General features: G+C 35.0%; 11 protein-coding genes. 3 read left to right on the top strand and 8 right to left on the bottom strand.

What is annotated here, in order from left to right:
- Positions 1-57: 57 nt before the first annotated feature.
- From AC061C_RS10755 to AC061C_RS10765, 3 genes are all read right to left on the bottom strand, one after another.
- Complete coding sequence (locus AC061C_RS10755) at positions 58-678, bottom strand: L-threonylcarbamoyladenylate synthase (RefSeq protein ID WP_417943884.1); 621 nt, start codon at positions 676-678, stop codon at positions 58-60.
- 112 nt (positions 679-790) lie between these two features.
- Positions 791-3,127: an ATP-dependent helicase gene (locus AC061C_RS10760; protein ID WP_417943885.1), complete on the bottom strand. Its 2,337-nt coding sequence runs from the start codon at positions 3,125-3,127 to the stop codon at positions 791-793.
- Positions 3,128-3,252: 125 nt separating this feature from the next.
- Entirely contained in the window at positions 3,253-4,023 is a 771-nt protein-coding gene (locus AC061C_RS10765; protein ID WP_478291173.1) for a sulfite exporter TauE/SafE family protein, read from the bottom strand.
- A gap of 129 nt (positions 4,024-4,152) precedes the next feature.
- On the opposite strand from AC061C_RS10765, the gene AC061C_RS10770 reads away from it, so the two are divergent.
- Positions 4,153-4,674: a DUF7935 family protein gene (locus tag AC061C_RS10770; protein WP_478291174.1), complete on the top strand. Its 522-nt coding sequence runs from the start codon at positions 4,153-4,155 to the stop codon at positions 4,672-4,674.
- Positions 4,675-4,777: 103 nt separating this feature from the next.
- Here AC061C_RS10770 and AC061C_RS10775 read toward each other — a convergent pair whose 3' ends face one another.
- Positions 4,778-6,841 (bottom strand): M1 family metallopeptidase, encoded by a 2,064-nt coding sequence (locus tag AC061C_RS10775; protein ID WP_478291175.1) that lies wholly within the window; start codon positions 6,839-6,841, stop codon positions 4,778-4,780.
- Positions 6,842-6,944: 103 nt separating this feature from the next.
- On the opposite strand from AC061C_RS10775, the gene AC061C_RS10780 reads away from it, so the two are divergent.
- The gene (locus tag AC061C_RS10780; protein WP_478291176.1) at positions 6,945-7,709 is read left to right on the top strand and encodes a Dph6-related ATP pyrophosphatase; all 765 of its coding nucleotides are present in this window, start codon (positions 6,945-6,947) and stop codon (positions 7,707-7,709) included.
- Positions 7,710-7,728: 19 nt separating this feature from the next.
- Here the strand turns inward: AC061C_RS10780 and AC061C_RS10785 are convergent, their stop codons facing one another.
- From AC061C_RS10785 to AC061C_RS10800, 4 genes are all read right to left on the bottom strand, one after another.
- Positions 7,729-8,931: a sensor histidine kinase gene (locus tag AC061C_RS10785; RefSeq protein WP_478291177.1), complete on the bottom strand. Its 1,203-nt coding sequence runs from the start codon at positions 8,929-8,931 to the stop codon at positions 7,729-7,731.
- 288 nt (positions 8,932-9,219) lie between these two features.
- Positions 9,220-10,707: an aminopeptidase P N-terminal domain-containing protein gene (locus tag AC061C_RS10790; RefSeq protein ID WP_478291178.1), complete on the bottom strand. Its 1,488-nt coding sequence runs from the start codon at positions 10,705-10,707 to the stop codon at positions 9,220-9,222.
- A 232-nt stretch (positions 10,708-10,939) separates the two neighbouring features.
- A complete protein-coding gene (locus AC061C_RS10795) occupies positions 10,940-11,383 on the bottom strand; it encodes a hypothetical protein (protein ID WP_478291179.1) in 444 nt (147 codons plus the stop codon).
- Positions 11,384-11,588: 205 nt separating this feature from the next.
- Complete coding sequence (locus tag AC061C_RS10800; RefSeq protein ID WP_478291180.1) at positions 11,589-12,134, bottom strand: DUF1697 domain-containing protein; 546 nt, start codon at positions 12,132-12,134, stop codon at positions 11,589-11,591.
- Positions 12,135-12,278: 144 nt separating this feature from the next.
- On the opposite strand from AC061C_RS10800, the gene recG reads away from it, so the two are divergent.
- Entirely contained in the window at positions 12,279-14,414 is a 2,136-nt protein-coding gene (recG, locus tag AC061C_RS10805) for an ATP-dependent DNA helicase RecG (RefSeq protein ID WP_478291181.1), read from the top strand.
- Positions 14,415-14,626 lie beyond the last annotated feature (212 nt).

The following is a 14,626-nucleotide window of genomic DNA, read 5'->3' on the forward strand; positions in this document are numbered from 1 at the left end:
AAAAATACGGGATTCTAAGGCTCTTTTTATTTTAGACTTTCGGATAGCAGTGAAATTTTATAAAATATCTAAACTTCCTTTACCTTCTCTAACTACAATAGGCTCGTCGCCTGATAAATCAATAATTGTAGAGCCCATATTATCACCATAACCGCCATCAATAACCATATCGACAAGGTTTTGCCATTTCTCAAAAATAAGCTCCGGATCAGTGGTATATTCAATCACATCATCATCATCGTGAATAGAAGTAGAAACTATTGGATTCCCTAGCAACTTCACAATTGCTAATGCAATCTCATTCTCTGGAACCCTAATTCCCACCGTAGTTTTCTTTTTAAATTCCTTTGGTAAATTATTATTTCCAGGTAAAATAAAGGTGTACGGCCCAGGCAAAGCTCTTTTTAACAATTTAAATGTTGGCGTATCGATCTGCCGAACATAATCTGACAAATTGCTTAAATCGTGACAAATAAAGGAAAAATTAGCTTTTTCCAGTTTTATCCCTTTAATCTTTGCAATGCGTTCCAACGCTTTGGTATTGGTAATGTCACAACCCAAACCATAAACGGTATCTGTAGGATAGATCACTAAACCGCCCTCTTTGAGCACCTTCACCACTTTTGCGATCGCGGCTTCGTTGGGTTTGTTTTCGTATATTTTTATAAATTGAGCCATCAGATTTAAGATTTTTAATTAACAATTTTTGATTTCCTGTTTTAAAACTTTAGTAATCTGATTTTAGTTTACTCAAACTGTCATTGAACACTAAGAAGCTGACCACTAGATACTATCCAATAATATCCAGTTTCGCAAAGCGTAACAATAGTTTTTTGATTCCACCAACTTCAAATTTGATTTCAGCTTTTTTATCTGCTCCCACTCCTTCAAGGTTTAAAACTTCGCCTTTTCCAAATCGTTCGTGCATTACAACATTTCCGGCAACCAATTTATTATCAAACAAATTCGCACTACCAGACGGTGCATTGCTACTGACAGGTTTTAATTTACGAATATTGATCTCAGTTTTAGGTTCATTATCTGAACTATATTTGGTCGGCGGCGTTCCGTTGGCAGGTTTTGCCAGACGCAATTTAGATTTGTCCACATCTCCAAAAATATCACTATCAATCATTGGTTTAAACCGGTAATTGGACTCGGCTGGCGTTAGATATTCTAAATACTGTGCGTCAATTTCCTCAATAAATCGGGAAGGTTCGCTATCAGTCAATTTGCCCCAACGATAGCGTGATTGTGCATACGTCAAATACGCCTGATGCTCCGCACGCGTCAAAGCCACGTAGAACAAACGACGCTCTTCCTCGAGTTCACTTCTTGTACTCATACTCATTGCACTCGGAAACAGATCTTCTTCCATTCCCACCACAAAAACATGAGGGAATTCCAATCCTTTTGCTAAGTGAATCGTCATTAAAGCCACGCGGTCTTCATCACTAGTGTCTTTATCTAAATCTGTTGCCAATGCCACATCTTCCATAAACTCAGACAAGGCTCCTCGAGCACCATCGATTTCTTTTTGACCTTCGGTAAAATCTTTGATACCGTTCAATAATTCCTCTATATTTTGAATTTTTGCCATTCCTTCCGGAGTAGCATCCTTCTTTAATTCTTGAACCAATCCTGTTTTTTTGGCCACATGATCGGTGATATAAAACGCATCTTGATTTTGATCGATAACTTGAAAACTCTGAATCATCGTTACGAAATCTTGCAATTTTTGTTTGGTTCCCGAATTCAGTTTTAGGTCAATTTTATCAATATTTTGCATTACTTCCCAAATGGAACGTTTGTAGTGATTGGCAGCAATCGTAAGTTTTTCGACTGTTGTATCTCCAATTCCACGAGCTGGATAATTAATTACACGCACCAAAGCTTCTTCATCTTTTGGGTTGATAACCAATCGCAAGTAACACAACACATCCTTGATTTCTTTCCTTTGATAAAAAGACAAACCACCATAAATGCGATACGGAATATCTCTTTTTCTAAGTGCATCTTCCATAGCACGGGATTGCGCATTGGTACGATATAAAATAGCAAAAGAGCCGTTACTAAGCTGGTTTTGCATTTTTTGTTCAAAAATCGTACTGGCCACAAAACGCCCTTCTTCGGCATCGGTCATGCTGCGGTGCACTTTTATTTTTGGACCAAAATCATTCGCAGTCCAAACTATTTTATCCAGCTTTACTTTATTTTTATCGATAATGGTATTTGCTGCTTCTACAATATTTTTTGTTGATCGGTAATTTTGTTCCAGTCTAAAGGTTTTCACACCATCATAATCTTTCTGAAAATTCAAAATGTTGTTGATATTCGCACCACGAAACGCGTAAATACTTTGCGCATCATCACCCACAACGCAAATATTCTGAAATTTATCAGACAATGCACGAACAATCAAATATTGAGAGTGGTTTGTATCTTGGTACTCATCAACCAATATATAACGGAAACGGTTTTGGTATTTAGCTAAAACTTCTGGAAAACGAGTCAATAATTCATTGGTTTTCAACAACAAATCATCAAAATCCATCGCGCCAGATTTAAAGCATTTATCAACATAATTTTGATAAATTTCTCCTAATCTTGGCTTTTTAGCCATTGCATCCGCTTCTTGTAATTCAGGATTATTAAAATAGGCTTTTACGGTAATCAAGCTGTTTTTATAACTGGAAATTCTGCTTAAAACCTGTTTTGGTTTATAGACATCACGATCGAGTTGCATTTCTTTGATAATCCCGGAAATACAACGCAATGAATCTTGGGAGTCATAAATCGTAAAATTCGAAGGATAGCCCAAATGATCGGCTTCGGAACGTAAAATTCTGGCAAAAACCGAGTGAAATGTCCCCATCCAAAGGTTTTTGGCCTCACTTGCTCCTACAATTTGGGAGATTCGGGTTTTCATTTCCCGTGCCGCTTTATTGGTAAACGTAAGCGATAAAATATTAAAGGCATCAACGCCCTGATTCATCAAATAAGCAATTCTAATAGTCAACACACGCGTTTTCCCAGAGCCCGCACCAGCGATGATAATCATTGGCCCGTCTTTTTGAAGAACAGGTTCACGTTGGGCTTCGTTAAGTTGATCGATATATTTATGCATGGAAAAATTTAAAATTTATTATGCAAAAATAAGAATTTAAGATTTAGAAACAGGTTTAAATTACAATCATAATGAGTTCTGATTTAACCAAAAACTCACTTGCAAGAAAGCCATTAACAAAGTTGCTAATCTTTAAAAAAGACATCGTATGCAAAACGGATTAAAGTCCCCACAACTACGACCAAAAAGAAAATTCGGATAAAACTATTTCCTTTATTGATGGCCAGTTTGGCGCCAATCCAACCGCCCAAAGCATTGCTAGCAGCCATTGGAATGGCAATCGCCCAAATGATTTTACCTTTCAACATAAAAAGGCAGATAGAGCCAAAATTAGTCGATAAGTTTACCATTTTGGCATTTGCGGAAGCATGTAAAAAATCGAATCCCATGATGGCTATAAAAGCCACTACCAAAAAACTTCCCGTTCCTGGACCAATAAACCCATCATACAAACCAACAACAAAACTGATTGCAATCGCATTCCAAATTTGAGTTCTTGGAGAATGATTCTTTTCAATGTGTTGCCCAAAATTTTTCTTGGCGTAGGTATAAATCACTAAAAAAGAAAGAACAACCAGCAATAACGGTTTCATGAAATCATTGCTCACAAACGTCAATAAAGTAGAGCCTAAAAATGCCGAAGGAAAGGCCAAAAGCATCATAATCGAGAATAGTTTCCAGTTCATATCTACCTTTTTCAAATACTGATACGCTGCAAAAGATGTCCCACTAAAAGCAGGAACTTTCAAGGTTCCTATAACTGTTGAAACAGGCAAATTAGGTAATAAGATTAATCCCATGGGAGTTTGTATCAGCCCTCCACCGCCAACAATAGCATCAATAAATCCTGCCGCAAAGGCAGCTAAACAAAGTAAAACTAATATGTAGGTTTCCATTATAATTTGCAATTTCAATAGTCCATTTTAATTCACAAAAATACTATTCGGTTTGATTTATTGCTAGTAAATAGAAATTAATTTGTTCCTAAAAAAGTATATTTTTGCTCCTATAATTTTTATAATAAAATGGATTCAACAAAAATCATAGAAATACTCGCTTACACACTTCCTTCAATAATTACTGGCGGCGTAGCCTACTATTTATTTAACTCTTATTTCAAAGATCAGCAAAATACAAGACGCTGGTTGTTACAAAAAGAGGTTCAAAAAGAGGCCTTACCACAACGTTTACAGGCATATGAACGAATGTCTCTGTATTTGGAACGCATTAATCCCACTAAGTTATTAATTCGGATTGCTCCAATTTCTAACGATAAAAACGATTATGAAAATCTAATAATTGCGCATGTCGAACAAGAATTTGAACATAATTTGACACAACAAATCTATATGTCAGATGAATGTTGGACAATAATTGTCACAGCAAAAAATGCAACAATCCAAATGATTCGAAAAGCGAATATGAGTGATCGTGTTGACAATGCTGATAAATTGCGTGAAGTAGTTTTAAGCGATTTGATGGAAAAACAATCGCCTAGCAACGCTGCTTTAGCTTATATCAAAAATGAAGTGAGTCTGATGTGGTAAAACATTGTACAGCCATAAAAAATGCTCAAATTCACTAATTTCTAAAAGAATTATCGATTGAAATTAGTGAATTTGCGTTTTTAAATCCCTCTTAATTTCCGACTTATTCTTTCAATAATCGATTCAATTGAAATTGTTCCGCCTCATTTAAATCAGGAACTATTCTTTCCAAAGAAACTCTCATTACTGGGTTTATCAATAATTTTCTTAAGTTATCTCTACCAAATTTCGAGAATTGCCACATGTGATGCGTGGTAGCATTTACGAGATTTTTCAAAACAACGTCATTTGTTATTTTGAAAGCGATTAATTTCTCTAAAGCATTTTGCCTAGTATTCGCTTCATAATTTATGGATGAATAGTGTATTAATTCGGTTTCCAAAGCTTGTCTGTCATTCGTATAATTTGGTGTCGAAAGTGCTAAAGTTAGCCATAAAGTCCTTAAATTATAATCATTAAAACCTATCCAAATTTTTGATTTATCCAAATACTGACTGCGTTGCTCTGGAAAATTATTCCATAAATTATACAGCGCTAGTTCTTGTGTTTGATATGATTTATCGTCTAATAAAGTTTCATATTGCGTTCTGAAACTTTCCGGAATTTCATTCAATGTTGCTACAACTGTTTGGCGCAATTGCACATTTTTAGTTTCTAAAGCTAAAATAAAAAGACTCTTTTTATCTTCCCATTTTTCATTTTTCAATTGATTCAGAATCGCTTCTTTTACCGAAAAATAAACGTCAGATTGCATTATTTTTTCAAGAAAATCCTTTTTCTCTAATAACGGCTTGTTTTTTAATTTATCAACTTCAAACAGCAGCTGAATCGCTTTATTTTTAAGTAATAACCTATTGGCTTGTTGCGTATTAAAAACACTAGATTCAAGCCATACTTTACTAAAATTATTCAAATCATAGTTCGATTTTTTTTCGATTTCAATAAAGAAATCCTCTGTATTCACATTCTGAAATGCATGTTTTTTCAAATAGTTTGATACCGCTTTTTTAAATGCCTTATCTCCTATTTCTTCGTGTAAAACAAAAAGTGCCCATGCGCCTTTTTGATAGAAAGTCAGTGAACTGGCTTTGGCATTCAAAACTGGAATGGTATCCGTTCGAGAAGCAAATTTTAATTGTGAAGCCGACTCATATAATTTTGAATAAAAATGATCTTCACCATAGATTTCCTTTTCGGCCAGCAACGCATAATAGGTAGCGAAACCCTCCTGTAACCAATGGTGTTTTCCGCTTTCGGCAGTGATTAAATTCCCAAACCACTGATGGGCTAATTCATGTGCATTGACATTTGTGTAACTTCTGTCTTCAAAACCTATAGAATCGACCACATAACGCGTGTTGAAAAGTGTTGCCGATGTGTTTTCCATTCCCGCATACAAGAAATCTCGAACAGGCGCTTGTTTATAAATTCCCCAAGGATACTTCACTCCTATTTCCTTTTCTAAAAAATCAAACATCCGTTTTGAATCCCTATAAGTTGGTTCAACTTTAGTGGCGTCTTTTTTTTCCAAATACATTTCTAAGGAAATTCCTGATTTTGATTTTTGACTGGTTTTTTCAAATTTTCCGATGGCAAGCATCAATAAATAAGAACTCATTGGTTTTTGCATTTGGTATTGCCAAACCGAAAGTCCATCAAGTGTTGATTTAAATTTCAAAATTCCATTCGAAATTACCTGATAGTCTTTATTATATTCTACATTTAAATTAAAAATCACTTTCTCATTCACATCATCAAAACTCGGAAACCAATGACTGGTATATTTTCCTTGTCCTTGCGTCCAAATTTGAACATTGTCATTTGATTCTGAGCCAACGAAATACATGGTTTGTTTTGGCTTAGCCAAATAGTGAAAAGTCAGGTTATTTTTTCCTTTTTTGAACGGAAATACGATTTGTAATTGTTTTTGAGTATTGATATAATTAATCGGTTTTCCGTCTAATTTCAAATCCGAAAACTCCATATTCTGTGCATCAATTTTAATCGTGTCAATAGATTTCAAAACATCAAAATCATAATTAACATCTCCTGAAACTATTTTTTCAATTGAATTTACGGTAATTTTTCCCTGAACCGTTTTAAAATCAACAAATTGGGTTTGTTGGGCGAATGTGAACGTGGAAATAAAAAAGAAGAGGTATTTCATTATCATGGCATTTAATGCTGCAATTCCCAAAGTTACAAAGGTTTTCCAAACTAATCCGACTAATTTTGTAAGTTTACCTCCAGATAATCAGAAGATAATTACATTGAAAAAGAAAGCCTTATTTAATTGGAGCAGCGGAAAAGATTCGGCACTCGCCTTATACAAAACCCTACAAAATCCAGAAATTGAAATTGCCTGTTTACTGACTAGCGTAAATGAGCAATATCAGCGTATTTCGATGCATGGCGTGCGAGTGGAATTATTGCAACAACAGGCCGAAAGCATTGGATTACCACTTGAAATTATGCAAATTCCTGTAATGCCCACGATGGAAGTCTATGAAAATGTAATGCGCGAAACATTGGCCAAACTAAAAAAACAAGGTGTCACGCATTCTATTTTTGGAGATATCTTCCTCGAAGATCTGCGTAAATACCGTGAAGATAAATTAACCGAAATAGGTTTTGAAGGCATTTTTCCGCTATGGAAAATACCAACTCACGAACTCATTCAAGAATTTATCAGTTTAGGATTTAAAACGATTGTGGTTTGTGCAAACGAACGATATTTAGATAAAAGCTTTGTTGGTCGCGTTATAGATCAAAATTTCATCAATGATTTACCTGAAAATGTTGATGTTTGTGGCGAAAACGGCGAATTTCATACTTTCACTTTTGATGGGCCCATATTCTCAAAAACAATAGCTTTCGAAATAGGAGAAGTCGTATACCGTAAATATGAAAAACCCGAGAAAGAAGACGCCTCAGATACCGCTTGCGATACTAGTGCAACTGATGCTTTTGATTATGGATTTTGGTATTGTGATTTACTACCACTTCCTGAACCTAAAATTTATGGAAGTCAATAACACTAATTGCGCATTTTTATTAGTGTGCAAGTGTCATAATAAATTTTGTTCCTATACCCATTTCCGACTCAACTTTGATAGTGCCATGAAGCGCTTCAACTAACTTTTTTACTGTAGCTAAACCAATGCCAGTTCCGCGATCTCCGAATTTATCTGTTGCCGCTGCTACCTCAAATAGCTCAAAAATAGATTCTTGGTCTTCCTTTAATATTCCAGGTCCATTATCGCTTACGGTGATGGTATAGAAATTCTCCTTGTCTATTATTTCAATGTTGATACTTGTTTTTTCTTTATCGTTGTATTTTATTGCGTTTGAAACTAAATTAATTAACATCTGTTCAAAAGCTGTTTTATTAGTATTTATAGCAGTAACATTCGATTTGAAAACAATAGAAACTTCAGTATTAAAAGCAAAAAGTTGTCTCAATTCATGCTCTAAAACTGAAATATTTAGTACACTAGTTTTTACTTTTTCAATTGTAATTGATTTACTGAAAATAAGCAAGCTATCAATCATTTCTTTCAACTTGTCTGAAGAACTCTTAATTAAGTTTAATATTTCGTTTCCTTCTTGATTCATTGCATCACTATAATCAGAAATTAAAAGGTCACTTAATCCACTTATGTTCGCCAATGGTGATTTGAGATCATGAGCTGCTATGTAAGCAAACCGTTCCAACTCTGTATTCGTTTTTTCTAACGCTTCTAAAGTTTTTTCTAGATTTAATTTATTCAGTCGCAATTCTAATAACTTCATCGTTTGTTGAGACAATGCTTTTAAGGAAGCTATTTGGACATCTGTCAATGTTTTGGGCTTGTTATCTATAACGCACAAGGTTCCTAGCGGTATTCCCTTATCATTTACGAGTGGTACACCCGCGTAAAAAACTACGTTTGCTTCACCAGTAACTGCCGGATTGTCAAAAAACCGAACGTCATTTCTAGTATCTGGTACAACCATAACATTAGAAGGATCATTTATGGCGTGGCCACACATAGATAAATCACGCTCTACTTCTGTCATATTTAAACCCATCACGGATTTAAACCATTGTCTTTCAGAATCGATAAAACTAATAAAAGCAATGGGAGTGTTGCATATTTGTGATGCGATCAAGGTTAAATTATCATACTCTTCCTCAGGCAAAGTATCTAAAATTGCATACGATTCAAGTAGATTTAATCTTTCTTCTTCATTTAGGGATTTTTCAGGTTTGATCATTTTTGAGGTATTTTTATGCTTTATTTCTGAAAATTTAATTTTAGATATTTTTTGTATTACATCATTAGGAATGCTCGATTATAATGATGCGAAAAGAAAATAAGACTACAATATTACAAATTTTAGAATCCATAAATTTTGTACCCTTTTTATTTTATGGAAACTTTAATAAATGAGAGGAAGCTATCATTATTATTTTTTTACTTAACAAACAATACTTTCATTATCCAAATTATTATTAGCAAAATTAAAAAATTCAATACAAATCGTGAACAAAAACAACTCTACCTAATTATCTAAGGTCGGTAACGTAAATCCATCCAACATACTTTTTTCTTGCATAAGCTGTTCAATTGCATCTGATTTTCTTGGTGCTTCTGCCGACAAATTTACGGGGCCGTTTGCAGTAATCAGAATATCATCTTCGATTCGTACCGCAATTCCCCACCATTTTTTATCACAATCACTTCCAATTGGTATGTAAATTCCAGGCTCAACTGTCACAACCATATCGGCTTCAAAGGAGTTATATAAACCCGGGTCGTGAACATCTAACCCGATGTGATGCGAAGTTCCGTGCGGAAAATATTTTCGAGATTCGTTTTCATTTTTAACAATTCCTAGTTTAACTAAACCAACACTAATTATTTTTCGTGCTACAGCATCAGGAGCATTAAAATTATTTCCAATTTTTGCGGCAGCAATTCCCGCTTCTTGAGCTTCATAAACCAAATCATAAATTAGTTTTTGCTCCGTAGAAAATTTTCCGTTAGCAGGAATAGTTCGGGTAACATCTGCCGTGTAACCATGATATTCAGCCCCTAAATCCATTAGAACCAATTCGTTTTCGACTTTCATTTTGCTGTTTTCAATATAATGTAACACACAACCGTTGTTCCCTGCGCCCACTATTGAAGGATATCCCTCAAACTCGCTACCGTATTTTTTGTATACAAATTCGTGAATTCCCTGTATTTCTGATTCAGACATTCCCGGATGCATTGCTTTCATAATTTCACGTTGTCCCATTGCCGAAATTCGAACTGCTTTTGTCAATAAAACCAACTCCTCTTTGGTTTTCTTCTCTCGCAAACTCGCCATATACGTCAAAATCGATTTGGTATTTATTGTTGCTTTTTTTAAAGTGACGCTTTTTTTAGCATTAACTTCTTTTTGCATATTCGAATCCATTTGAGACTTTACTTTTTCGTTGTAGCCGATTTGGGATTTAAACGCTCCAATTAATTTGTATAAATCCGCTTTTTCATTTTTTAAATTTCGGGTATCCTCTTGAAATTCCTTAAAGAAAACAGTATCAAAACTGGCATAATCAATCCCCGTATTTAAAAACGCTGATCCATTAAATACATTTTCAAAACCCAGCTCTTTTTTTGCTCCTTCCATTCCTAAACGCACACCTGTCCATTGCTCCGCTCTAGGATTTTTCTCCTGAACATATAATAATTCGTTGTAAAACTTTCCATCACTTGTTTGCTGATTGTTCGAAAAGACTACTAAAACTGCATTTGGTTCTTTATATCCTGTCAAATAATAAAAATCAGGATCTTGGTGAAAAATAAAGTCTACATCATTAGCTCGATTCCGAATGGGATTGCTAAAAAATAGTGCAACACTATTTTGAGGTAATTTGGTACGCAATGCCGCTCTTCGCTCTTTATGAAACTGAGCCGATAAATAATCGTTTGGATTTCCGTTTTGCGCCATTGAAACACAAACAAAAAACACCGTAAAAACAAAAGAAAGTTTTAAATTCATAGCACTAGATATTAGAGGTTTACATCCTCAATGTAAGGTTGCATTTGCATTAATTTGTAAGTAAATATAATTTTTTTTGTACTTATCCTCCAACTTTTATTGCTGGAGCACTTATCTTTTAGACTAGAAATAGAAAAAGAGCATCAAAAGTTTTTCAACTTCAGACTACTCTTTAGCAAAAGTGCTTTATCATTCTATAATTAACCAGAACTAAATTTTATGAAAATGCTTTTCAATAACCACTTATGATTAACTTTTTATATTTTAACACGGGACCATCGCAATAACTCCATGTACTGGACAAGGAATTATTGGTGTCTAAAAACAGTCCTTCTTTACGATTTCCGTAACAACTGCCTATAATTACGCTGTCATTGGGATATGTTAATTCAAAAGATGTTCCGTCAGATTGAGTTGTTGTCGTGTAAGTTCCCGAAATGGTAGTTTTAACCGAATTTCTTTCGCTGGATTTTGTAAATGTTCCGTTAGTATTGAACAAATAAAATTCCTGCCATTCCATTGCTGCGCCAGTAGTTTCAGAATTTGGAATAGAACCCGACATTGATATCAAAGTCCATTTTCCATAATAACCACTACTATCTGTTATTACAGCATCACCCTTTGAACAAGAACTTAATAAAGAAAAAAAAGCAACAAGAATGATTAGTTTTTTCATGTATCAGATTTTAAACATAATTTTTAGGTACTACTTCTTGCAAAAGGTTGCGTAAAATTAAAATTATTTTTTTCTAGAGTTAAAAATAGATTCTGAAACATTGTTCTTTTGACTCTAAAAAAATACCGCTAATTCGCAAATTTAAAATGGGTTAACCCAATTAAAAAATTAGCAAATTAGCGGTTAAACCAAACCTAAAGCCTTATTATCTTTCCTCGTACATTTTTAGCAATTGCGTGACTGTATTCCAATTGCGGATTGTTGCTATTACATTCAATTTTTTCTCGATGTATTTTTGATCAAATCGCGTTTTTCCCGCACCAACAGCATATTTTATAAAGATTTTATTGCCGTCGATACTGGCTTCGTCTGGCTTGAATTGGCTAATTTTCAAATCATTCATACTGGTGCTTTGAAGGGTAGTAGAAATAAATGCCACATACAATTTTTTAGTATCAATTTCCTTTTCCTTCAAGAAAGGATTGTTCTTGAAACATGCTTCTAAATCAGCGGAACCAATAACCACAACAGGTACTTCATGACCAAATACCTTAAAAATTTCCTGCTTAATTTTGAATCCAACAGCAGCCGCATTTTCCTCCTCTGTATCTACAAAAACATTTCCGGATTGAATATAGGTTTGCACATTTTGAAAACCAATAGCTTCCAAAGTCGTTTTTAGCGAGTCCATTTTTATCATACTGTGACCGGAAACATTAATACCACGGAGTAATGCGAGATGAGTTGTCATTGTTTAAGCTTTTTATTTTTGCGAAGATATTGTGTTTGATAGTAATTTCACAATTAACTTAAGTTTTAACTTTACATTTTTAATAAAGTATTTTAGAATCAACTACAGTTTTATAATTTCCCAACAAAAAACTATATTCGCACTATGCAACAAAACCTCCTACTCACTCCCATCGAATACTTGAAAGGCGTTGGTCCCAATCGGGGCGAGTTGCTGCGTAAGGAGCTGGGGATTTATAAGTATGTGGATTTGGTAAATTTTTTTCCAAACAGATACATTGACCGCACACGGTATTATAAGATTAATGAACTGCAGAACAACATTGCCGAAGTTCAGATTATTGGTAAAATTATCAACATTAAAACAGTCGAATTTGGCAGAAACCAAAAACGATTGGTGGCGACTTTTGTAGATGATACGGGACAAATGGAACTCGTTTGGTTTCAAGGCCATAAATGGATTCGGGAGAGTTTAAAGCTGAATGAAATGTGTGTAGTTTTCGGGAAATGCACGTCTTTTGGAAGTACTTTCAACATGGCACATCCTGAAATTGAACTGATGAGCGAACACGAGCAAAGTTTGCGTTCAGCGATGCAACCCGTTTATCCTTCGACCGAAACCTTAACGAATCGCGGGATTTCAAACCGAGTTATTAATAAATTGATGCAACAATTGTTTCTGGAAACGCAAGCGTTGTTCACCGAAACTCTGCCAGATTATTTACTCCAAGATTTAAAGTTGATTCCAAAGAAAGTAGCGTTATTCAACATTCATTTTCCTACGAGCGCTGAAGTTTTGTCAAAAGCCAAATTCCGTCTAATATTCGAAGAATTGTTCTTTATTCAGTTGCAATTAATCACGAAAAACAGGATTCGGAAACACAAAATAAAGGGATATCCATTTGCAACTGTGGGCGAAAATTTCAATGATTTTTATCAGCATCATTTGCCTTTTCAATTGACCAATGCTCAAAAAAGAGTGATCAAAGAAATACGAACGGACATGGGCAGCAACGCCCAAATGAACCGATTACTTCAGGGCGATGTAGGTTCTGGGAAAACAATTGTGGCTTTTATGAGCATGCTTTTGGCACTTGATAATGGCTTCCAAGCCTGCTTAATGGCACCAACAGAAATTCTTGCCAATCAGCATTTTATTGGACTGTCTGAATTGGCTCAAACTTTAAATATAAATATCAGAATCCTGACGGGTTCTACAAAAATAGCACAACGGAGAATTATCCATGAAGAATTGGAAAACGGCACGTTACACATTCTCATCGGAACGCATGCTTTATTGGAAGATAAAGTAAAATTCAAGAATTTAGGACTGGCAGTAATTGATGAACAACACCGTTTTGGCGTAGAACAACGGTCAAAATTATGGAAGAAATCCACCCCTGACCCCTCCAAGGGAGGGGAAATAATTCCTCCACACGTTTTGGTGATGACTGCGACGCCTATTCCGCGAACATTGGCGATGAGTTTATATGGCGATCTAGACATTTCAGTGATTGATGAATTGCCTCCGGGACGAAAACCAATTCAGACCGTTCATCGTTTTGACAGCAACAGATTGAAAGTTTGGAAATTCTTGCGAGATGAAATTGCTTTGGGACGCCAAATTTATATTGTTTATCCGTTGATTCAGGAATCGGAGAAAATGGATTTTAAGGATTTAATGGACGGTTACGAAAGCATTTCAAGAGATTTTCCGCTGCCTCAGTATTCCATATCCATTTTGCATGGTAAGATGAAACCTGCTGACAAAGATGCCGAAATGAAACGCTTTTCAGAAGGAAAAACCAATATTATGGTCGCTACAACCGTTATTGAAGTAGGTGTAAATGTTCCAAATGCTAGTGTAATGATTATTGAAAGTGCAGAGCGTTTTGGTTTGTCACAGTTGCATCAGCTTCGCGGTCGCGTAGGACGTGGTGCGGAGCAAAGTTATTGCATCTTAATGACGAGTCATAAATTGAGTGCTGATAGCAAAACCCGAATGGAAACTATGGTTCAAACGAATGATGGTTTCGAAATTGCCGAAGTAGATTTAAAACTTCGTGGTCCCGGTGATCTTATGGGAACCCAACAAAGCGGCGTGCTTAATCTTCAAATTGCCGATTTGGTTCGGGACAGAGATACCTTGGCATTAGCCAGAAACTATGCCTTGAAATTACTCAAAGAAGACTCAGGCATGCAAAAACCAGAACATGCAACGTTGCGTTCTATTTTTATAGAAATGACTAAAAAGAAAAATATCTGGAATTACATTAGTTAGAATTTACTAATTGATACCTCTGCAAAATATACTGTAATACCACTTGGCTATTTGAGTTTTTAATCTGTTTTCTATATTTTTTTTAATACTTGGTTAAACCTTTTGTCCTCGAAAAGGTCTAATGAAAAATGCGTATTGATATTTGTATGTACAAACGTTAAATATAGATTAACAAAATTTCAAGTTTCGTTTGTATCAACTAAATTTGCTTT

The sequence above is a fragment of the Flavobacterium sp. GNP010 genome (assembly GCF_056428945.1).

Bases quoted from the DNA above. Each gene is read 5' to 3' on its own strand.
- AC061C_RS10790 (WP_478291178.1), bottom strand. From the start codon at position 10,707: ATGAATTTAAAACTTTCTTTTGTTTTTACGGTGTTTTTTGTTTGTGTT.
- recG (WP_478291181.1), top strand. From the start codon at position 12,279: ATGCAACAAAACCTCCTACTCACTCCCATCGAATACTTGAAAGGCGTT.
- AC061C_RS10755 (WP_417943884.1), bottom strand. From the start codon at position 678: ATGGCTCAATTTATAAAAATATACGAAAACAAACCCAACGAAGCCGCG.
- AC061C_RS10785 (WP_478291177.1), bottom strand. From the start codon at position 8,931: ATGATCAAACCTGAAAAATCCCTAAATGAAGAAGAAAGATTAAATCTA.
- AC061C_RS10760 (WP_417943885.1), bottom strand. From the start codon at position 3,127: ATGCATAAATATATCGATCAACTTAACGAAGCCCAACGTGAACCTGTT.
- AC061C_RS10775 (WP_478291175.1), bottom strand. From the start codon at position 6,841: ATGAAATACCTCTTCTTTTTTATTTCCACGTTCACATTCGCCCAACAA.
- AC061C_RS10795 (WP_478291179.1), bottom strand. From the start codon at position 11,383: ATGAAAAAACTAATCATTCTTGTTGCTTTTTTTTCTTTATTAAGTTCT.
- AC061C_RS10765 (WP_478291173.1), bottom strand. From the start codon at position 4,023: ATGGAAACCTACATATTAGTTTTACTTTGTTTAGCTGCCTTTGCGGCA.
- AC061C_RS10800 (WP_478291180.1), bottom strand. From the start codon at position 12,134: ATGACAACTCATCTCGCATTACTCCGTGGTATTAATGTTTCCGGTCAC.
- AC061C_RS10770 (WP_478291174.1), top strand. From the start codon at position 4,153: ATGGATTCAACAAAAATCATAGAAATACTCGCTTACACACTTCCTTCA.